The organism is Streptomonospora nanhaiensis (genome assembly GCF_026642255.1).
Taxonomy (GTDB): Bacteria; Actinomycetota; Actinomycetes; order Streptosporangiales; family Streptosporangiaceae; genus Nocardiopsis; species Nocardiopsis tropica.
In genome coordinates this window covers 2,983,328-3,002,501 of record NZ_CP113264.1, presented here as the reverse complement: position 1 = coordinate 3,002,501, position 19,174 = coordinate 2,983,328, and the positions used below count along the sequence as shown (strand labels likewise).

General features: G+C 74.9%; 16 protein-coding genes. 3 read left to right on the top strand and 13 right to left on the bottom strand.

The annotated features are described in order from the left end of the window. Positions 1–170: 170 nt before the first annotated feature. From OUQ99_RS12965 to OUQ99_RS12920, 10 genes are all read right to left on the bottom strand, one after another. Complete coding sequence (locus OUQ99_RS12965) at positions 171–1,043, bottom strand: HpcH/HpaI aldolase/citrate lyase family protein (protein WP_267949695.1); 873 nt, start codon at positions 1,041–1,043, stop codon at positions 171–173. After that, positions 1,040–2,248, bottom strand: coding sequence for a CaiB/BaiF CoA transferase family protein (locus OUQ99_RS12960; RefSeq protein WP_267949694.1), 1,209 nt, complete (start codon positions 2,246–2,248; stop codon positions 1,040–1,042). Before OUQ99_RS12960 ends, OUQ99_RS12965 begins: the two co-directional genes overlap by 4 nt. After that, positions 2,245–4,374, bottom strand: coding sequence for an SUMF1/EgtB/PvdO family nonheme iron enzyme (locus OUQ99_RS12955; RefSeq protein WP_267949693.1), 2,130 nt, complete (start codon positions 4,372–4,374; stop codon positions 2,245–2,247). Before OUQ99_RS12955 ends, OUQ99_RS12960 begins: the two co-directional genes overlap by 4 nt. Beyond that, the gene (locus OUQ99_RS12950; RefSeq protein ID WP_267949692.1) at positions 4,371–5,738 is read right to left on the bottom strand and encodes an ADP-ribosylglycohydrolase family protein; all 1,368 of its coding nucleotides are present in this window, start codon (positions 5,736–5,738) and stop codon (positions 4,371–4,373) included. The genes OUQ99_RS12955 and OUQ99_RS12950 overlap by 4 nt, the downstream gene beginning before the upstream one ends. Beyond that, positions 5,735–6,925, bottom strand: coding sequence for an ADP-ribosylglycohydrolase family protein (locus OUQ99_RS12945; RefSeq protein WP_267949691.1), 1,191 nt, complete (start codon positions 6,923–6,925; stop codon positions 5,735–5,737). The genes OUQ99_RS12950 and OUQ99_RS12945 overlap by 4 nt, the downstream gene beginning before the upstream one ends. Positions 6,926–7,055: 130 nt before the next feature. Beyond that, complete coding sequence (locus tag OUQ99_RS12940; protein ID WP_267949690.1) at positions 7,056–8,327, bottom strand: ABC transporter substrate-binding protein; 1,272 nt, start codon at positions 8,325–8,327, stop codon at positions 7,056–7,058. A gap of 47 nt (positions 8,328–8,374) precedes the next feature. After that, positions 8,375–9,202 (bottom strand): carbohydrate ABC transporter permease, encoded by an 828-nt coding sequence (locus OUQ99_RS12935; protein WP_267949689.1) that lies wholly within the window; start codon positions 9,200–9,202, stop codon positions 8,375–8,377. Positions 9,203–9,204: 2 nt separating this feature from the next. Next, positions 9,205–10,167 carry a carbohydrate ABC transporter permease gene (locus OUQ99_RS12930; RefSeq protein WP_267949688.1) on the bottom strand — a complete coding sequence of 321 codons (963 nt, stop codon included), beginning with the start codon at positions 10,165–10,167 and terminating at the stop codon, positions 9,205–9,207. Further along, entirely contained in the window at positions 10,164–11,222 is a 1,059-nt protein-coding gene (locus tag OUQ99_RS12925) for a LacI family DNA-binding transcriptional regulator (RefSeq protein WP_267949687.1), read from the bottom strand. The genes OUQ99_RS12930 and OUQ99_RS12925 overlap by 4 nt, the downstream gene beginning before the upstream one ends. 235 nt (positions 11,223–11,457) lie before the next feature. After that, positions 11,458–11,898: a nitroreductase family deazaflavin-dependent oxidoreductase gene (locus OUQ99_RS12920; protein WP_267949686.1), complete on the bottom strand. Its 441-nt coding sequence runs from the start codon at positions 11,896–11,898 to the stop codon at positions 11,458–11,460. A gap of 309 nt (positions 11,899–12,207) precedes the next feature. Here OUQ99_RS12920 and OUQ99_RS12915 point away from each other — a divergent pair, with 309 nt between their 5' ends. Both OUQ99_RS12915 and OUQ99_RS12910 read left to right on the top strand, forming a co-directional pair. Next, positions 12,208–15,279, top strand: coding sequence for an alpha-mannosidase (locus OUQ99_RS12915; RefSeq protein ID WP_267949685.1), 3,072 nt, complete (start codon positions 12,208–12,210; stop codon positions 15,277–15,279). Positions 15,280–15,302: 23 nt separating this feature from the next. Further along, complete coding sequence (locus OUQ99_RS12910; RefSeq protein WP_267949684.1) at positions 15,303–16,082, top strand: IclR family transcriptional regulator; 780 nt, start codon at positions 15,303–15,305, stop codon at positions 16,080–16,082. 70 nt (positions 16,083–16,152) lie between these two features. Here the strand turns inward: OUQ99_RS12910 and OUQ99_RS12905 are convergent, their stop codons facing one another. Next, entirely contained in the window at positions 16,153–16,905 is a 753-nt protein-coding gene (locus OUQ99_RS12905) for a metal-dependent hydrolase (RefSeq protein ID WP_267949683.1), read from the bottom strand. 120 nt (positions 16,906–17,025) lie between these two features. Between OUQ99_RS12905 and OUQ99_RS12900 the strand changes: the two genes are divergently transcribed. Continuing rightward, positions 17,026–17,160, top strand: a complete 135-nt coding sequence (locus OUQ99_RS12900; RefSeq protein ID WP_267949682.1) for a hypothetical protein — start codon at positions 17,026–17,028, stop codon at positions 17,158–17,160. A gap of 203 nt (positions 17,161–17,363) precedes the next feature. Here OUQ99_RS12900 and OUQ99_RS12895 read toward each other — a convergent pair whose 3' ends face one another. Together OUQ99_RS12895 and OUQ99_RS12890 are read right to left on the bottom strand one after the other, a co-directional pair. Then, positions 17,364–18,224, bottom strand: coding sequence for a carbohydrate ABC transporter permease (locus OUQ99_RS12895; protein WP_267949681.1), 861 nt, complete (start codon positions 18,222–18,224; stop codon positions 17,364–17,366). 5 nt (positions 18,225–18,229) lie between these two features. Continuing rightward, on the bottom strand, positions 18,230–19,168 hold the full coding sequence (locus OUQ99_RS12890; RefSeq protein WP_267949680.1) for a carbohydrate ABC transporter permease: 939 nt from the start codon (positions 19,166–19,168) through the stop codon (positions 18,230–18,232). Between the last annotated feature and the right edge of the window lie 6 nt (positions 19,169–19,174).

Here is a 19,174-nt window from a genome sequence, read left to right as displayed (position 1 = left end):
GGTGTTCGCCGACACCTTTTCGGGCTCGGTCTCTTCCGTTCGATGAAGGTCCTGTTGGTCGCTTGCATACGCGGTGCGTGCCCACTTCGCGGCGGGGCTGGAATCCACGGGCGACGCGACCGTCCGAACCGGTCCCCCGTCAGGGGGCGGAGTCCGACCCGGCCGGGGCGTCAGCGCACCGGGGCGTGCGGCGCGTCCCCGCGACCCGCCAGGGCCAGCACCGCGCGCGCACGCTCGACCATGGCGGCGTCGAGGAAGGTCCCGTCGGCCAGGACGACCACCCCCGTCCCCGCGTCGGCGGCCCCGGCGACGCGGTCCAGGACCGTGCGCGCCCGCTCCACCTCGTCCGGCGAGGGCAGGAACGCGGCCCGGATCGTGTCGAGCTGGGCCGGGTGGATCGCGGTGCGGCCGCAGAAGCCGAGCGCGCGCCCGGCGCGGCAGGAGGCGGCGAGGCCCTCGGGGTCGCGCACGCGCGTGTACGCCGACATCGCGGGCGGGGGCAGCCCGGCCGCCCTGGCCGCGTTCACGACGCGGGCGCGCGCCCAGGCCAGGCCCTCCTCCCCGTCCACCCGCAGGTCCGAGCGCAGGTCCGCCTCGCCGAGGCAGATCGACGCCACCGCGGGCGAGGCCGAGGCGAGGTCGAAGGCGCGCTCGACCCCGAGCGCGGACTCCACGAGCAGGTGCAGCGCGCGGCCGGGCAGGGCGTCGGCGAGCGCCCGCACCCCGTCGGCCGACTCGGCCTTGGGCACGCGGGCCCCGACGCCGGCGGGCAGTCCGGCGAGCGCGGCGACGTCGGCGTCGTGCCACGGCGTGGAGCGGTGGTTGACCCGGACCTGGACGGGGCGGTCCGCGGAGGCGAGCAGCCGCACGGCGTCGCGCCGCGCCCCGTCCTTGCGGGAGGGGGCGACCGCGTCCTCCAGGTCGACCAGCACCACGTCCGCAGCGGAGCCGAGCGCCTTGGCCACCCGGTCCGGCCGGTCGGCGGGCACGTACAGGAGCGTGAGGGGAGGCGCCGCGCCCGGGTCGCGCGCCGCGCCGCTCACACCTCCCCCCGCTCCCGCAGCTCGGCGATGCGCTCGGGCGCGAACCCGAGCTCGCCGAGGACCTCGTCGGTGTCCGCGCCGTGGGGGCGGCCGGTGAAGCGCACGACGCCGTCGTTGTCCGACAGCCGGAACAGCGGGCCCTGCATGAGCATCGGCCCGAGTTCGGGGTCCTCGACCTCGTGGACCGTCCCCAGTTCCCGGAACTGGGGGTCGGCGACGATGTCGGACGCGTCGTAGACCGGGGCGACCGCCGCATGTGCCTCCTCGAACGCGGCGACGACCTCGTCGCGCGTCCTGCGGGCGATCCACCCGCCGACCGCCTCGTCGAGCTCGTCGGCGTGGCGGGCCCGGTCGGCGCCGCGCGCGAACCAGGGCTCGTCGACCAGGTCGGGGCGGCCGACGAGCCTCACGACGCGCTCGGCGATCGACTGGGCGGAGGTGGAGACGGCCACCCAGTGCCCGTCCCCGGTCCGGTAGGTGTTGCGGGGCGCGTTGTTGGACGAGCGGTTGCCGGTGCGCGGCTGGACCGTTCCCAGCTGGTCCCAGCGGGTGATCTGGGGTCCGAGCACGGCCAGGATCGGCTCGATGATCGCCGTGTCGACGACCTGTCCGCGCCCGGTCCCCGCGCGGGCGGACAGCGCCACCATGACGGCGAACGCGGTGGCGAGCGAGGCGACGCCGTCGGCCAGCCCGAACGGCGGGAGCGTGGGCGGCCCGTCGGGCTCGCCCGTCATCGCGGCGAACCCGCTCATCGCCTCGGCGAGCGTGCCGAAGCCGGGCCGCGTCCGGTACGGGCCGATCTGGCCGAACCCGCTGACGCGCGCGAGCACGAGCCCGGGGTTGCGCTCGCTGAGCTCGTCGTAGCCCAGCCCCCAGCGCTCCAGGGTGCCGGGGCGGAAGTTCTCGACGACGACGTCGGACTCCGCGGCGAGCGCGAGGAACACCTCCCGCCCGCCCCCGCTCCCGAGGTCGGCGGTGACGGTGCGCTTGTTGCGCCCCAGCGTCTTCCACCACAGGTTGACGCCGTCCTTGGCGGCGCCGTGCGTGCGCGAGGGGTCGGGGCGGGAGGGGTGCTCGACCTTGACGACGTCGGCGCCCATGTCCCCCAGGTGCATGGCGGCCATGGGGCCCGCGAAGAGCGTGGAGGCGTCCACGACGCGCAGGCCGGCGAGTGCGCCCGAGGAGGGGTCGCGCGAGACGGTCACGCGACCACCTCCCCGGTGCGCTCCGGCGCCGAGGCGGAGGGCGCCGTTCCAAGAAGGTCTGTGTCCGTCAGGTCCCACGCGCAGCGGAAGCCGACGGTGGCGCCCCGGGCCAGGCCCAGGCCGGGCAGCAGCAGCTTGACGCTGCGGTCGGGTGCGTGGCGCCCGCCCTCGACGTACCAGTCGGACCCCTCGGCGGCGTAGTCCGCGCCGCCCTTGAGCATGACGAACCTGGTCCGGCCGTCGCTGTGCTCGCTCTCGGTCCAGTTCCAGACGGCGGGCTCCCCGCGGCGCAGGCCGCCGGCCTCGCCGGCGAGCTGCCACTCGTCCTCCGTGGGCAGGCGTCCGCCGCGCCAGGCGCAGTACGCCCGCGCGTCGTCCAGGTCCACGAACGACACGGGTTCGTCCTCCGTGCCCGGGGCGGGGCGCCCGTCCTGCCAGTGCGCGAGGAAGCGGTGCGGGAACGCGGGCTCGTAGCCCGTGGCGTCGAGGAACGCGGCGAACCCGGCGTTGGTGGCCTCGCTCGCGGCAACCGCGACGGGCGCGGCCAGCGCCCCGTCCCTCTGGAGGGTGCGCGCGTCGTGCAGGCGCGGCGGGAGCGGCTTCCACTCGTCCACGTACGGGGCGCCCTGGTACATGCCCGTCTCCCGGGCGCGGTAGCGCACGGTGAGGACGTACGGCCCCGCGGGCACCACGGCCGCGTCCGGCTCCGGGCCGCCCGCCGCGTGGGCGCCCGCCGCGTGGGCGCCCGCCGCACCGGTCCCGGGGGCCGCGGGGCGCAGCCGCGCGGCGAGGCGGTGCCGGAACCGCGCGTCGGGGTCGTGCGGCGCGGCGGCGAGCAGGTCGAGAAGGCCGGGCAGCCACTCGGGCTCGGGGGCGCCGTCCGCGACGTGCATGAGTGCGGCGATACCGCGCCCGGGCACGGTCACGTGTCCGGCCTCCCCGCGCCCGCCGCCCGTGAGGTCGACGAGCGTGCCGCCGGGGGCCCGGGCGCCGTCCCCGTGCGGGAGCACCGGGCCCGTGTGGTCGGCCTCGCCTCGGTTGACGAGCGTCCACAGGGTCAGGCCGTCCAGCTCCCACCGGGAGGCGTACACGCCGGCGGCCTCCGCCTCGGGGGCGAGCTCCGCCAGGGGCGTCCACTCCCCGTCGAGGAGGAGGTCGCCCGCGGCGCGCTGGACGGCCGTCATGCGGCTCACGGTGGCCGCGTCGCGCGGTGACCAGCCGACCCAGGCCCCGAACACGACCTCCCACACCATGACGCCGACCCCGTTGAGCCAGGCCGACTGGAGCTCCTCGGAGTGGTCGCGGTGCCAGCGGCGCACGTGGTGCTGCATGTGGCGCCGCTCGTACCAGTGCGCCCTGAGCACCCCGGGCACGGGCGAGTCGGCGAAGAACTGCGCCCACGAGGTGGCGTGGTCCTCGATCCGCTCGACGGCCAGCTTCGACTCGCCCTCCAGGACCACGCCGGGCCGGGCGGCGTCCAGGCGGGCGACGAGGTCGGGGTCGGCCTTCTTCAGGGTGTCGAGGAAGACGCCGTCCGCGTCCAGGTCGGCGACGAGCGACGCGAGCTCGGTGACGTCGTCGGCGCCCCGGCGGGTGCCGACGTCCCAGGGGTTGTAGTCGACGAACACGTGCAGTCCGGCGCGGTGGAGGGCCTCGACGAGGCCCCCGGGGCCCGCCAGCCCGGGCACGTCGCGGTAGTGGTCCCACTGGTTGCGGTCGTCCAGGCCGATCACCGGATAGGCGTGCCAGAGCACGACGGCGTCGAGTCCGCCGAAGCGCTCGCGGGCGTCGGCCAGGAAGCGCTCGGGGGTGAAGCGGTGCTCGTCGAAGGAGTACAGCAGCTCGTCCCACAGCCACACCTGCGCGACGGTGTGGCAGCGGGCGGCCCACGCCGCCCCGGGGTGCTCGTACACGGCGCCCCGGTAGCCGTGGCGGGTCCGGGCGTCCTCGCGCCACGCGTGCAGGCGCTCCCGCCAGGCGGGGCGGTCGGCGGGGTCCGCCGGGGCCGCGAAGACCTTGGCCTCGTCGAGGGCCCGGAGCCGGTCCGCGGAGGGTTCGCCGTCGAGGGGCACCTCGGTGGGGAGGTCGATCGGTCGGGGGACGAGCGGGTCGAACAGGTAGGTCACGGCGTGCTCCTCTCGGTCGTGGCGGCGGGGGCCGCGAGGGCCGCGGTCCGGGCGGCGAGGTCGTCGATCCGCTGTTCGCCCCCCGGGAGCGAGGTCGCGATGCGGCCGTCGAGCGGGTCGGACCACCGGGCGCCGATGCCCCGGGCGCCCCGGAGCGCGCCCACCACGCCGCCGACGGTGGCCGCGGCCGAGTCGGTGTCCCACCCGGCCGTCACCGCGTGCGAGACGCTCGGGCCGAACTCCCCCGCGCCGCGGGCGAGGGCGTACGCGATCACGGCCGCGTTGTTGAGGACGTGCACCCAGTGCAGGTCGCCGTAGGCCTCGTGCAGCCGGTCGAGCCCGGCGCGCACGTCCCCCTCCCCGGCGGCGGCGCGCCCCAGCCGGACGGCCGCGGCGAGGCGGCTGTCCGGCGGGACGGCCGCGTCCGCGGCGTCCAGGACCTCGTCGACCGTGTCGTGGACCATCGCCGCCGACGCCAGCGCCGCCGCCCACATGGCCCCGTAGACGCCGTTGCGGGTGTGGCTGAGCCTGGCGTCCGTCCAGGCGAGCCGGGCGGCCCCGCGCACGTCGCCTGGGCTGGCCCATCCGAGGACGTCGGCCCGGATGAGCGCCCCGATCCACTCGCGGAAGGGGTTGTGGTGGGTGGCCGTCTCCGGGACGGGGCGCGCGTCGAGGATGTTGCGGTAGGCGGCGCGCTCGGCCGTGAAGACGCGGCCCGCCGGGAGGTTGTCGAGCCAGAGCTGGGCGACGTCCTCGGTCGTGAACCCGCGCCCGTGCCGTTCGAGGAGGGCCAGGGCGAGGATGGGGTAGTTGAGGTCGTCGTCCTCCGGCATCCCGTCGATGTTCTCCTCCAGGGACGTCGGCGCGCTGCGGCGGTTCCACGGCCAGCGGGCGGCGACGTCGTCGGGGAGCCCGGCGGCCGTGAACCAGCGGTCGAGCGGCCAGCGCCCCGTGGAGCGCAGGATCTCCTCGATGCCCTCGCGCGGGATCTTCTCGACGGGTTTGCCGAGCAGGCATCCCGCGGCGCGGCCGGTCCAGGCGCCGCGCATCCGCTCGCGGAGGTCGCCGCCGGGTGCGGGCTGCCGGGGCACCGGGGGCAGGACGGCCTCGATGCCGGCCCAGTCGTCGGGTTCACCGGGGGCGGCGGGGGCGGGCAGGGCGGCCAGTTCGTCGAGCAGCGCGCGTGCGAGTTCTCGCAGCTCCGGGGAGGCGGGCACGGGTCCGGCGCCGCTCACCGCGGGGACGGGGTCGCCCCCGGCGTCGGCCCACCGGTCCCGGATCGCGGCGACGTCGCGCCCCTCGGCGGCGGACTGGACGAGTTCGTGCGCGAGCAGGTCCTCCGGCTGCGCCCAGGTGAGCCTCATGTCGTCCCTCCCGCCGGGACCGCGGCCGGCGCGCGATCGATCGCGTCGATGTCCCGCAGGCGGGCGGCGGCCCGCTCACGGTCGGCGCGCAGGATGTCGGCGGCGGCGGAGGCCATGAGGCGGCCGGTCTCGCGGATGTCCATGCGGCTCGCCTCCTCGACCGCGTCGAGCCAGTCGGCGGGGACGGCGGACGTCCCACCGAGGCCGGCGCAGACCGCGCCCGCCATGACGGCGATGGAGTCGGCGTCGCGGCCGTAGTTGACGGCGCCGAGCACCGCGCCCCGGTAGTCGCCCCGGTGCCCGAGGACGAGGCCCAGCGCGGCGGGCAGCTCCTCGATGGCCTTGGTCCGGGAGGGGCGGCGCGCGTCCATCGACATCTGCCGGTAGGCCGGGCCCACCGAGTCGAACGGGGCGACCGTCTCGCGGACGAGCCGCGCCAGGGCGCGCTCCTCCTCGTCGGTGCGGGGCGGGGCTTCCCAGCCGTCGAAGGCCCCGACGACGGCGCGCAGCGCGGCGGCGGTGCCGTCGTGGGCGACGTCGAGCGCCGCGGCGACGACGTCGTCGAGGGCGGCCCCGGGAGCCACGGAGGCCGCGACCATGGCCGCGAAGACCCCGGCGGCCTCGCGCCCGTAGCTGGACTGGTGCGCGCCGGTGAGGTCGATCGCCTCCGCGTAGGCGCCCCGGGGGTCGCCCGGGTTGGCCAGGCCGACGGGCGCGACGTACATCGCCGCGCCGCAGTTGACGACGTTGCCGACGCCCGCCTCGCGGGGGTCGACGTGGCCGTAGTGGATCCGGGCGACCATCCACTTCTCCGCGAGGAAGACCCGCTGGAGCAGCAGCGCGGTCGACTCCAGCTCGGGGACCCAGCGCGGTTCGCCGATCATGAGCGGGACGAGGTCCTCGGCCACCGCGTAGGCGTCCAGGTGTGCCCGCCGCTTCGCGTAGACCTCCACCAGGGCGCGCGTCATGAGGGTGTCGTCGGTGACGTGTCCGTCGCCCTTGTGGTACGGCGCGATCGGGCGGGCGTTGCGCCAGTCCGGGTACCACGGTCCGACGATGCCGGTCACCCGTCCGCCGTGGCGCTCCTCGATCTGCTCGGGCGTCCACCCCTCGGTGGCGCCGCCCAGGGCGTCTCCCACCGCCGCTCCGGTGATCACGGCCACCGCTCGGTCGTCCAGCCAGGTCATGGGCCCACTCCCCTGTCGTTGTTCGTCTGCGCTGCGGGCCCGTCGTCGCGGGCCCGCCCACTCGTCCGTCCCGGGACGCGCCCTGGACTCCCCGGGCCGGGGGCGTGGCGCCCCCGGCCGCTCCGGGTCCCTACCGCGTGATCTCCTCCCAGCCGTTCTCCAGCTCGGCCGCGAGGCCGTCCGCGTCGATCTCCTGGGCGAGGAAGCGCTGGTAGGCGGGGGTCGCGACCGTGTCCTTCCACTGCGCGTAGGCGTCGACGAACAGGTACGGGGAGGACTCCAGGTACTCGCCCGAGGCCAGGACGGCGTCCCAGCCGTTCTCGCCCTCCAGGGAGGAGCCCATGACCTCCCTCGCGGAGGTCGTCGCCGGGATGAGCGAGTCGGCCTCGTTGAGTGCCGCGAGGTTGTCGGTGGAGGTGAAGAACTCGATGAACGCGGCGGACTCCTCGACGTGCTCGGAGTCGATGTTCACCGACAGCGTCTGCGGGTTCGCGGCCTGCCACGGGCCAGCGGGCCCCTCCAGCGGCGGGAGGACGACCCAGTCGAGGTCCTCGGGCGCGTCGGCGGCGATGTTGGCGGCCTGGAAGGAGCCCTGGACCGTCATGGCGACGTCGCCCGCGTAGAAGGACGGGAGCGCCTCCGTGCCCGACTGGGTGAGCGTGACCGGCAGGATCGACCGGTCCTCGTGGGCCATGGCGTCGACGAGCTCGGGCAGGGCCATCTCCCCCTCCCCGATCGCCAGGGCGGCGTCGGGGCCGGAGCCCTCGAAGTAGCTCCCGCCGAAGGCCGGGGCCATGGCCATGAACACGGCCGTGGGGCTCGACAGGCCCCAGCCGAGCCCGTGGGCGTCGGGGGTGGTCGCGGCCAGCGCGATCTCGCGCAGGTCCTCCCAGGCCATGGTCTCGCCGGTCGGGACGTCGACGCCCGCGTCCTCCAGCATGCCCCGGTTGGCGAAGACCACGTAGGACTGCATCTCGGTCGGGTACGCGATGACCCGGCCGTCGACCGTCACGGAGTCGAGGACGCCCGGGGGGATGTCGCCGCGCGCCGCCTCGGACATGTGGTCCGAGAGGTCGGCGAGGTAGCCGTCGACGGCGAAGGGGACGACGCCGGCGGCCTCGTAGTGGATGATGTCGGGCGCGGCGCCGCCGTTGAACTGGGTGATCAGCTTGTCGTAGATGCCGTCCCAGCCGGCGGGGACGATCTCGACCTGTGTGTCGGGGTTGGCCTCGTTCCAGGCCGCGACGATGCTCTCCGTCGCCTCGATGGCGGCGGGCTGGTCCGAGAGGGACTGGAACTCGAGGGTGACGGGGCCGCCGTCCCCCTCGCCGGAGCCGCAGGCGGTGAGGAGCAGTGCCGTGGCGGAGAGTCCCGCGGCGACGGACACGAAACGTGTCTGCATGGGTCTACCTTTCGTCGGGGGGTGCCGGTGGGCGACGGTCGCGGGGGTCATCCCTTCACCGCGCCGGCCATGAGCCCGCCGGTGAGCTTCTTCTGCATGATCGAGAAGAAGACGATGCTCGGGATCGCGGCGAGCACGGATCCCGCCGCGAGCGGCCCGAGCGCCACCTTGCCCTCGCCGCCGATGAACATCTTGAGGGTGATGGGCAGGGTGTAGTTCTCGGGCGACTGGAGCAGCACGAGGGCGAAGAAGAACTCGTTCCACGAGGAGACGAAGCTGAACATGGCCGTGGCGACGACGCCCGGGGCCAGGAGCGGGAGGATGATCAGGCGCAGCACGGTGAGGCGGTCCGCGCCGTCCATGGCCCCCGCCTCCTCCAGGTCGACGGGGATGCCGGACACGTAGCCCTGGAGCATCCACAGGGCGAACGGCAGCGTGTAGGTCGTGTGGACGAGGGTCAGGCCGACGAGGCTGTCGGTGAGCCCGATGGTGCGCAGGACGAGGAAGAGCGGCAGGATGACGAGGATGACCGGGAAGACCTGGCTCACGAGGATCCAGCCGACGCCCGCCGTGCGGACCCTCCCCTTGAGCCTGGCGAGGACGTAGGACGCGGGCAGCGCGATGAGGACGACGAGCGCCGTCGACACCAGGGCGACGAACACGCTGTTCCACGCGGACCGGACCAGGCCCTGCCGGGCCAGCGCCTGCGCGTAGTTCTCCCAGTGCCACTCCTGCGGCAGCAGGCTCACGGTGAGCGAGTTGAGCTCGCCCGAGGACTTGACCGAGGCCGAGATCAGCCACAGCAGCGGGAAGCCCAGGAAGAGGACGTAGAACGCGAGGGCCGCGTACTGGGCGGGACGGACGAGGGAGCGCACGGTCAGCCCACCTTGCCTTCGCGGTCGTCGCGGAACTGGGACCGCAGGTAGAACGCCAGGAGCAGGACGACGACGATGACGAGCACCATGCCCATGGCCGCGGCGTAGCCGATGTTGCGGTTCTTGAACGCCTCCAGGTACGTGAACAGCATCGGGAGCATCGTGCGGCCGCCCGGACCGCCCTCGGTGAGGACGTACACCAGCGAGAACGAGTTGAAGTTCCAGATGAAGTTCAGCGACGTGATCGAGGCGACGATCGGCCGCAGGCCCGGCAGGGTGACTCCGGTGAACCTGCGCCAGGCGCCCGCCCCGTCCATGGCCGCCGCCTCGTGCAGCTCGGGCGGGATCTGCTGCAGCCCGGCGAGGAGGGTCACGGTGGTCTGCGGCATGCCCACCCAGACGCCGACGACGACGACGGCGGGCAGCGCGGTCGAGAAGTCGGCGAGCCAGTTGACGTCGTCGGGCAGGCCCAGTGCGCCCAGGGCGGCGTTGAGCGGCCCCGCGTTGGGCGAGTAGATCATCTGCCACATGATCGCCACGACGACCGGGGGCATCGCCCACGGGATGAGGGCGAGGACGCGCGTGAGGCCCTGGAACCTGAGGCCGGCGTCGAGCAGGAGCGCCAGCCCCATCGCGGCGACGAGCTGGAGCAGCGTCACGGAGACGGCCCAGACCATGCCGATGCGGAACGACTCCCAGAAGTAGGAGTTGTCGAGGAGGCGCACGAAGTTGTCGACGCCGACGAACTCGTAGTCCGGGCGGCGCACCAGGCGCGCGTCGGTGAACGCCAGCGCGATGCCCATGACCAGGGGCGCCACGCTGAGCACCAGGATGGGCAGCAGGGAGGGCATGACCAGGGCGGCCGCCTCGCGGCGCCGCGCGCGGGCCGTGCCGCCCGGCCGGGGCGGGGCCCCGCGCGCGGGGCGGGGCGGGGCCGTGCCCCGCGGGGAGGAGGGCGCCGTCATCGGACGCCTTCCCCGGGCGCGGACGCGCGGGCCGGCCGCGGGACCGTGGACTCCCGGACGACCAGCCGGGGTCCGACCGAGGTCGTCTGCGGCTCGCCGGCGTCCCCGTCGACGAGCCGCAGCATGATCCGCGCGGCGGCGTGCCCGCGCTCGTCCGAGCCGAGCGAGACGCTCGTGAGGCTGGGCTGGAAGACGCGGCCCAGCTCGGTGTCGTCCATGCCCGTCACCGCGACGTCCTCGGGCACGGACAGGCCGAGTTCGCGGGCGGCGCGGATGGCGCCGATGGCGAGGAGGTCGTTGGCGGCGACGACCGCGTCGAGGCGGGCGCCGCCGTCGGGCGCGCCGGCGAGGAGCCGGTGCGCGGCGGCCACGCCGGCCGCGACGGTGAAGTCCTCGGCGAGGGCGACCTCCACGCGCTCGGCGGCGAACCCGGGGTCGGAGGCGGCGGCGTCGAACCCGCGCCTGCGCGCCTCGCCCGGGGTCGTGTCGGGGGGGCCGTTGAGGAAGCCGATCCTGCGGCGGCCGGTCTCCAGCAGGTGCCGGACGGCCTGGCCGATCCCGCCCGCGGAGTCCGTGGACACGGAGTCGATGCCCTGGTCCCCGAGGGAGCGCCCGATGACCACGACCGGGACCGGCGCCTGCTTGATGGCCCGCACCAGCCCGTCGTCGGTGCGCAGCGGGCTGAGGACCATCCCGTCGACGAAGCCGCTGCCCAGGCTGCGCACGAGCTCCGTGGTCGAGGCGGGGGTGTCACCTGTGGTCATGACCACGACGCGGTAGCCGTGCGGGGCCAGGACCTCGTGGATGGCGGTCATCATCTCGACGTAGACGGGGTTGCCGATGTCGGCGACGGCGAACGCGATCTGGAAGGTCTTCCTCAACCGCAGGGAGCGGCCGGTGACGTCGGGGCTGTAGCCGAGCTCGGCCGCCGCGGCGCGTACGCGCTCGACCATCGCCTCGCTGGCCCCGCTCCCGTGCAGTGCGCGGGAGGTCGAGGCCAGCGAAACCCCGGCGCGTTCCGCCACCTGGATCAGGGTGGCGCGTGATGACGTCATCGCGGCTCCAGTCACGCTGTGCTCCGGAAGGGCTTGGAAACGTTTCCAGAAACATGGCGCAATGCGCCGGACATCTCCTGGAAACGTTTCCGGGAAACTATCGTGACCCAGTTCACCCTGTCAACAGGTTCAACTCCCCCACCCCTGGTCGCCGGGGACGGGAAGGGCCGCGCACACCGTTGCCGGGTGTGCGCGGCCCGTGGACCCCTCGGCCGCCGGTCGGCCGCTCAGCCGGTCATTCGGCCCGGTCGACCACGAAGACGGGGATGAGGCGGTCGGTCTTGCGCTGGTAGTCCGCGTAGTCGGGGAAGGCCGCGACGGCCCGCTCCCACCACTCCTCGCGCTCCGCTCCCCCGACCTCGCGCACACGGGCCGCGAAGGGGGCGGGGCCGTCCTGCAGGGTGACGGCGTCGGGGTTCTCGCGGAGGTTGTGCACCCACATGGGGTCCTCCGGGGCCCCGCCCTGGGAGCCCACGAGCGCGTAGCGCCCCTCGTGCTCCACGCGCATGAGGGCGATCTTGCGGATCTTCCCGGTCTTCCTCCCGCGCATCGTCACGATGACGACCGGCAGGCCGGTGTCCCCCAGGGTGTTGCCCTCGGCCCCGCCGGTGCGCTCGTACAGGGCGACCTGCTCGCGGACCCACGCGGACGGACTCGGTTCGTATTCGCCTTCCACGGCCTTCTCCCTCTGGGCGTGTCCGCGGCGGACGGGCGGCCCGCCCGCCCCGGACGGTCGGCGCCCCGGCCCGCGCGGCGCCCGCGGCGCACGGGTGCGACCCGGTCGCGGGCGCCGCGCCGCCCCTTCGGCGGGGCGGGGCCGTGAGGCCCCGGCGGAGCACCCACATGGTGCCACGGCGGCCCCGCGCGGGGGCGGGCGACGCGGCCGGGACCGGGCCACCCGCTCCGGCCGGGCCGTTGACGCGGTCTCCGCGGCGGTGACAACGTACCCACCACCTGTCAGGGGACGATCGAACGGAGAACCACCGTGCACGACGACCGGCGGCTGACCGAGGCACGGCTGCAACGGGTACTGGGCGAACGCGTGTGGCCCGCGATCTACACGAGGTCGGTCCCCCTGGAGGTGGCGCGGTGGGACGCCCCCGGCGAGCCGGTGCCCGCGGCGGAGGGGATCGCCGCGGACCACGTGCCCGCCAGCGTCGGCGACGCCTGGGGGCCGGCCTGGGGGACGACGTGGTTCCGGCTGCGGGGCGAGGTGCCCCGGGAGTGGGCCGGGCTGACGGTGGAGGCCGTCGTCGACCTCGGCTTCGACAGCGGCATGCCGGGCTTCCAGAGCGAGGGGCTCGTCCACCTCCCGGACGGCGCCGTCGTCAAGGGCCTCAACCCGCGCAACGCCTGGATCCCGGTCGGCTCCCCGGCCGGGGGCGGGGAGGCCGTGGAGTTCCACGTGGAGGCCGCGGCCAACCCCGTCATCCTCGGGAACCCGCCGTTCCGGCCCACGGAGCTGGGCGGGGGGCGGGGGCCCGAGGACGAGCCCCTGTACCGGCTGGCCCGCGCCGACCTGGCGGTCTTCGAGACGGCGGTGTGGGAGCTGGCCATGGACCTCGACGTCGCGGGCGGGGTCATGCGCTCCCTCGACACCGGCGACCCGCGCCGCTGGGAGCTGCTGCGCGCCCTGGAGAGGTCCCTGGACGCCCTCGACCTCCACGACGTCCCGGGCACGGCCGACCGCGCGCGGGAGGCGCTGGCCCCGGCCCTGCGCTCCCCCGCGGCGGCGAGCGCCCACCGGGTGTCGGCGGTGGGCCACGCCCACATCGACTCCGCCTGGCTGTGGCCCGTGCGGGAGACCGTGCGCAAGGTGGTCCGCACCAGCGCCAACGCCGTCGCCCTCGCGGAGGAGCACCCGGGGTTCGTCTTCGCGATGTCCCAGGCCCAGCAGTGGGCGTGGCTCAAGGAGCACCGGCCCGACGTCTTCGCCCGGGTGGTGAGCGCGTCCGAGGCCGGGCAGTTCGTGCCGGTCGGAGGCATGTGGGTGGAGTCCGACACCAACATGCCCGGCTCCGAGGCGCTGGCCCGGCAGTTCAGCTTCGGCAAGCGGTTCTTCCGCGACGAGCTGGGCGTCGACACCCAGGAGGTGTGGCTCCCCGACTCGTTCGGCTACTCGGCGGCGCTCCCCCAGCTCGTGCGGCTGTCGGGCTCGCGGTGGTTCCTCACCCAGAAGATCTCCTGGAGCCGGACCAACGCGTTCCCCCACCACACGTTCTGGTGGGAGGGCATCGACGGCACACGCGTCTTCACCCACTTCCCGCCCGTGGACACCTACAACTCCGAGCTCACCGGCTCGGAGCTGGCGCACGCCTCCGGCAACTTCCGGGACAAGGGCGGCGCGTCGCGGTCCCTGGTGCCCTTCGGACACGGCGACGGCGGAGGGGGCCCCACCCGGGAGATGCTCGCCCGTGCCCGGCGGACCGGCGACCTGGAGGGGTCCCCCCGGGTGGAGGTCGAGCACCCCTCGGAGTTCTTCGCCAAGGCCCACGCGGAGTACCCCGACGCACCCGTGTGGCTGGGCGAGCTGTACCTGGAGTTCCACCGCGGGACCTACACGAGCCAGGCGGCCACCAAGCAGGGCAACCGGCGGTCCGAGCACCTGCTGCGCGAGGCCGAGCTGTGGGCCGCGACCGCCGCCGTGCGCACCGGCGCCCCCTACCCGTACGAGGCCCTCGACCGGGTGTGGAGGACGGTCCTGCTGAACCAGTTCCACGACATCCTGCCCGGGAGCTCGATCGCGTGGGTCCACCGGGAGGCGGCCGAGTCCTACGCGGAGGCCGCCGCCGAGCTGCACGGGATCGTCGCGTCGGCCCAGGGGGCGCTGGCGGAGGACCCCGGCGAGGCCGGCGGCACCCTGGTGTTCAACGCCGCCCCGCACGAGCGCGACGGCGTGCCCGCGCTCGGCGCGGTCCCCGCCGCGCTCACGGGCGCGCCCGGCGCGGCGGCGGCCTCGGTCGACGCCTCGGACGGCGGCTTCACCCTGGACAACGGGCTGCTGACCGTGCGCGTGGACGGCCGGGGGCTCGTCACCTCCGTCCTGGACAGGGTCGCGGAGCGCGAGGTGCTGGCCCCGGGGTCACCGGGCAACCTGCTCCAGGTGCACCCCGACCTGCCCAACCAGTGGGACGCCTGGGACGTCGACGCGTTCTACCGCAACACCGTCACCGACCTCACCGGCGCCGACGCGGTCGAGGCCCTGGAGCCGCGGCCCGGGGGCGCCGCCGCGCTGCGCGTGGCGCGCACGTTCGGCGCGTCCTCGGTCGTCCAGGTCCTGTCCCTGAGCCCCGGCGCGCGGCGCCTGGACGTGGAGACGGTGGTGCACTGGCACGAGCGGGAGAAGTTCCTCAAGGCGGCCTTCCCGGTCGACGTCCGCGCGGACGAGTCCTCCTCGGAGATCCAGTTCGGGCACGTGAGGCGGCCCACCCACTCCAACACCTCGTGGGACGCGGCGAAGTTCGAGATCTGCGCGCACCGGTGGGTGCACGTCGGGGAGCCCGGCTACGGCGTGGCGGTCCTCAACGACTCCACCTACGGGCACGACGTGACCCGCGCGGTCCGCGGGGACGGGGGCACCACGACCACGGTGCGGCTGTCGCTGCTGCGCGCCCCGCGGTTCCCCGACCCGGAGACGGACCAGGGCGAGCGCCGCTTCCGCTACGCGCTGGCCCCGGGCGCGACGGTGGAGGACGCGGTGCGCGAGGGGTACCGGATCAACCTGCCCCCGCGCGAGGTCCCCGGCGGCGGCGCGGTCGAGCCGCTGGTGCGCGTGGACGACCCCGGGGTGGTGGTGGAGTCGGTCAAGCTCGCCGACGACCGGTCGGGCGACGTCGTCGTGCGGCTGTACGAGGCCCGCGGCGGGCGGGCCCGCGCGACGGTGGCGCCGGGCTTCCCGTTCGCCGGGGTCCGCGCGGTGAACCTCCTGGAGGAGGAGTACGAGGGAGCGCCCGAGCTCGACGTGCGGACCGCGTCCGGCGACGGCGGGCACGGGCACGGTTCCGTGGCGTTCGGGCTGCGGCCGTTCCAGATCGTGACGCTGCGGTTCGCCCGGTAGCGCGGCCGTCTAACCTGGCACGCATGCACAGGCAGAGCACCACACCCCCCGGCACGCAGACGCTGCGGCGGGGGCTCGACGTCGTCGCCGCCGTGGCGCGGGGGGCGTGCGACCTCCGGGCGGTGTGCGAGAGGACGGGGATCAGCCGCAGCACCGCGCACCGGCTGCTGCAGCTGCTCGTGCAGGAGGGCTACCTGCGCCGGGGCCCGGAGAACACCTACCTGCTGGGGCCCGCGCTGATCGAGTACGGCTTCCTCGCCCTCCAGCAGAACCCGGTGCCCCTGGTGGCGCGCCCGGTCCTGGAGCGGCTCTCCGGGCGGTACCGGGACACGGTGCACCTGGCCATCCGCGACGACGACGAGGTGCTGTACCTGGACAAGATCGCGAGTCTGCGCGGCGCGGAGACGCGTTCGCGGATCGGCTACCGCATGCCCCTGACCACCACGGGCATCGGCAAGTCCCTGATCCTGGACGAGGGGGAGGAGGTCTGGGAGCGGCTCTTCGCCGCCGAGCGGGAGGGCGGCGGTGGCGGGGACCGGTCCCTGGACCGCTTCCTGGAGACGATGCGCCGCTACCGCAGGCTGGGCGCCACGATGGACCTGGAGGAGAACGAGCCGGGCATCCGCTGCGTGGCCGCCCCCGTGCGGGACGGCAGCTCGTCCGGCGTGGCGGCGGTCAGCATCGCCGCCACCCGCCCCTACATGCCCGTGGAGCGCATGCGCGCCCTGGTCCCGGTCCTGCGCGAGGCGGCCGAGGAGATCTCCGGGCTCCTGGGGTACCCCTCGGCGGGGTCCCCGGCCTGACCCCCGCCCTCACGCCGCAGGCGGGAGGGGCGCCCGGCCACGTCCGTGGGGATGGGGCCGGCGACCTGCCTCACGCCGCAGGCGGGAGGGGCGCCCCCAGCGCCAGCAGCACGGGGAACCCGATCAGCGCCCCCACCCTGATGGCGTCCTCCACCCTGCTCCGGCCGGTGTGGAAGGCCACCGGTGAGCGCAGCATCCACCACCGCTTGCCCCGCACCGTGAACGGCCAGGCCAGCGGCACGCCCGACCGGGTCAGCCAGTCCCCCAGCACGTGCGTCAGCGCGCCCGCGAACACCACCAGGCCCACGAGCCACGGCGCGGGGCCGTAGCCCTCCACGAGCAGCGTGCACGCGCCGAGGACGAGGGCGGCCACCAGCGCCGCCCGCCTGCGCCGCCGGACCGTGCCCCACGCCCTCCAGGGCCGGACCACGGTCCCCAGGCCCAGGGCGGACATCGCGAACACCACCGCGGCGGCCCCGAACGGAGCCAGCGCCGCCCCCAGCGCGACCAGGCCGAACACCAGGCACGCCGGGACGGTGTGGGTCAGGTGGCGGTGTCCGCCGTCCTTGGGCGCCTCCAGCTCCCGCGGGGTGGCCGTGCGGCGGTAGACCCGTCTCGACAGGCCGCGCAGGCCGGTCGAGACCAGTTCCGTCACCCGCCCGAGCGAGCGCCCCGCCGAGGAGCCGGGCTCGTCCAGGTCGGGGAGGAGCGCGGCGCCGGCGCCGACCGCGGCGCACGTCAGCGTGACGGGCACGTCCGCGCCGCAGAGCAGGGCGACGGCGCCGCCCGCGAGCACGCCGGTCGCGGCGTGCGAGGTACCCATCATCGAGGTCTCCGTAGGGGGTGGGGAGGTCTGCCTCCCCGACCCTCTCTCGGACGCGCGACAGCGCTGCGCCCGGGGCCCCGTCCACGCCCCGCCGGGCGGGGTGGGGCCGGTGCCGTCATGGCGCTGCGCGGCCGCGGGGAGCCGGGCGCCGAAGGGGTACGTGCGACCGAGCGGGCGGCTGTGGCCGAACCCGATGGGGCGCTCGTCGTCGCCGTCGGGAGCCCCGCCGCCGTCGACACGGTCCTCTCCTGAGCGCGCCCGCCCCGGGCCGGCGCCGCTTCGCGCGGCTCCGGCCCGGGTGGGCGTGCCCCCTGCCCTCCGCACGGGCCGTCAGGCCCGGCGGGGGCTGCCCGGACGGGCGGGCGCCGAGGCGCCCGGCCGTCCGGGGCCGGACCCGTGCCCTAGGACGGAGGGCGCGGATCCGGCGGCTTCGGGACCCCTCGCGGGGCCCCTGGTCAGTTGGCCATGCCGGTGGACGCGTAGCCCGACACGAAGCGGCGCTGCATGACGAGGAAGACCGCGAGCATGGGCAGCAGCATGATCAGGCCGGCCGCCGCCACCAGGGCGTGGTTCACGGTGAAGCCCTGCTGGAACGAGTACAGGGCGATCGAGACCGGCAGCGCCTCGGAGTCCTGGAGGAACGTCACCGCCAGGAGGAACTCGTTGTACGCCTGGAGCCCCGCGACCAGGCCCGCCGTGAGCAGCCCGGGCCAGATGAGCGGCAGCACGATCCGGAAGAACACGGTGAGCTCCCCCGCGCCGTCCATCCGGGCCGCCGCCTCGTAGTCCGGCGGGATGGCGATGAGGTAGGACCTCAGGAGCAGGGTCGCGAAGGGGCTGTAGATCGCCCAGTAGATGAGGATGAGGCCGAACTGGGTGTCGTACAGACCCAGCCGCGTCCACCACGACAGCAGCGGGACGAGGAACAGCTGGATCGGCAGCGAGGTCACCACCAGCAGGTACATCGTGATCGCCCCGGGAGCGGGGACGTCCAGGCGCACCATGGCGTAGGCGGCGGCGCCCGAGATCAGGCACACGCCGACGGCGGTGCAGGACACGATGACCGCGCTGTTGGCCAGGCCGGTGGCCATGTTCGCGCTCTGCCACGCGGTGGTGAAGTTGTCCCAGGCGGCGTCGGCGGGCAGCCCCATCGGGTTGGTGCTGAGCTCCGCCGGGGTCTTCAGCGCGCTGAAGACCATGACGACGATGGGCCCCAGCGCGTACGCGGCGAGGATCACCAGCAGCAGGTAGGTGAGGGGGCGCCCCCGGTCCAGGAGACGCGCGGCGCGTCTGGCCCGTGTCGGTCGTGCGGGCATCGGGGTCACACCTCCCATCGGAGTCGGCGGCGCAGGACGAGGTAGCCCGCGATGGTGACGGCGCTGATGACCGCCATGACGACGCCCACGGCGGAGGCCACGCCCGCCCGGGACTCGCTGAACGCCGTGCGGTACAGCAGGGTGCTGAGCATGTCCGTGGAACCCGCCGGGCCGCCCTGGGTGAGGATGTAGACGAAGTCGAACACCAGGAACGACCAGATGATCGTCATCAGGAACAGGAAGACCAGGGTCGGCCGGATCCCGGGCAGGGTGACGTGCCAGAACTCCCGGAACCTCCCGGCCCCGTCCAGGCGGGCCGCCTCGTACAGCGACGGGTTGACCGACTGCATGGCGGTGAGGAAGAGCATCACCAGGAAGCCCCACCACTGCCAGTTGTTGATCATCGCGATCGCGCCCAGGGCCAGGTCGGGGTCGCCCAGGGCGTTGACGTCGCCCACCCAGGGCACCCCGAAGGAGGCCAGGGCCGGGCCGATGCCCGCGTCGGGGCTGAGGATCTGGCGCCACACGGCGGCCGAGACGACGGTGGCGACCACGTACGGGATGAAGAACGCGATGCGGAACAGGGTCCGCCCGCGCCGCACGCGGCTGAGCAGGTAGGCGCCGAGCAGGCCCATCCCCATGGGCACCGTCAGGAAGAACAGCGTCCACACCAGGTTGTGGCCGAGGGCCCGGTGGAAGGCCGGGTCGCCGACGAGGGCCTCGTAGTTCGCCGTGCCGACGAAGTCCGGGGTGTTGATCCCGTCCCAGTCGGTGAACGAGTACGCGACCGACATCATCGCCGGACCGGCGATGACGAGGACGTTGACGATGAGGAGCGGGGCGAGGAACAGCAGGCCCGTGAGCCTGCGGTTGGGGCCTCGCCTGCGGGCCGGGGGGCGGGGCGGTCGGACCGCCCCGCCCGTCCCGGTGACAGCGACGGACATCGGGTG

What these genes read in the sequence shown, in the direction of transcription:
- OUQ99_RS12950 (WP_267949692.1), bottom strand. Translation starts at nt 5,738, where the DNA reads ATGAGGCTCACCTGGGCGCAGCCGGAGGACCTGCTCGCGCACGAACTC.
- OUQ99_RS12945 (WP_267949691.1), bottom strand. Translation starts at nt 6,925, where the DNA reads ATGACCTGGCTGGACGACCGAGCGGTGGCCGTGATCACCGGAGCGGCG.
- OUQ99_RS12940 (WP_267949690.1), bottom strand. Translation starts at nt 8,327, where the DNA reads ATGCAGACACGTTTCGTGTCCGTCGCCGCGGGACTCTCCGCCACGGCA.
- OUQ99_RS12930 (WP_267949688.1), bottom strand. Translation starts at nt 10,167, where the DNA reads ATGACGGCGCCCTCCTCCCCGCGGGGCACGGCCCCGCCCCGCCCCGCG.
- OUQ99_RS12925 (WP_267949687.1), bottom strand. Translation starts at nt 11,222, where the DNA reads ATGACGTCATCACGCGCCACCCTGATCCAGGTGGCGGAACGCGCCGGG.
- OUQ99_RS12910 (WP_267949684.1), top strand. Translation starts at nt 15,303, where the DNA reads ATGCACAGGCAGAGCACCACACCCCCCGGCACGCAGACGCTGCGGCGG.
- OUQ99_RS12905 (WP_267949683.1), bottom strand. Translation starts at nt 16,905, where the DNA reads ATGGGTACCTCGCACGCCGCGACCGGCGTGCTCGCGGGCGGCGCCGTC.
- OUQ99_RS12900 (WP_267949682.1), top strand. Translation starts at nt 17,026, where the DNA reads ATGGCGCTGCGCGGCCGCGGGGAGCCGGGCGCCGAAGGGGTACGTGCG.
- OUQ99_RS12895 (WP_267949681.1), bottom strand. Translation starts at nt 18,224, where the DNA reads ATGCCCGCACGACCGACACGGGCCAGACGCGCCGCGCGTCTCCTGGAC.
- OUQ99_RS12890 (WP_267949680.1), bottom strand. Translation starts at nt 19,168, where the DNA reads ATGTCCGTCGCTGTCACCGGGACGGGCGGGGCGGTCCGACCGCCCCGC.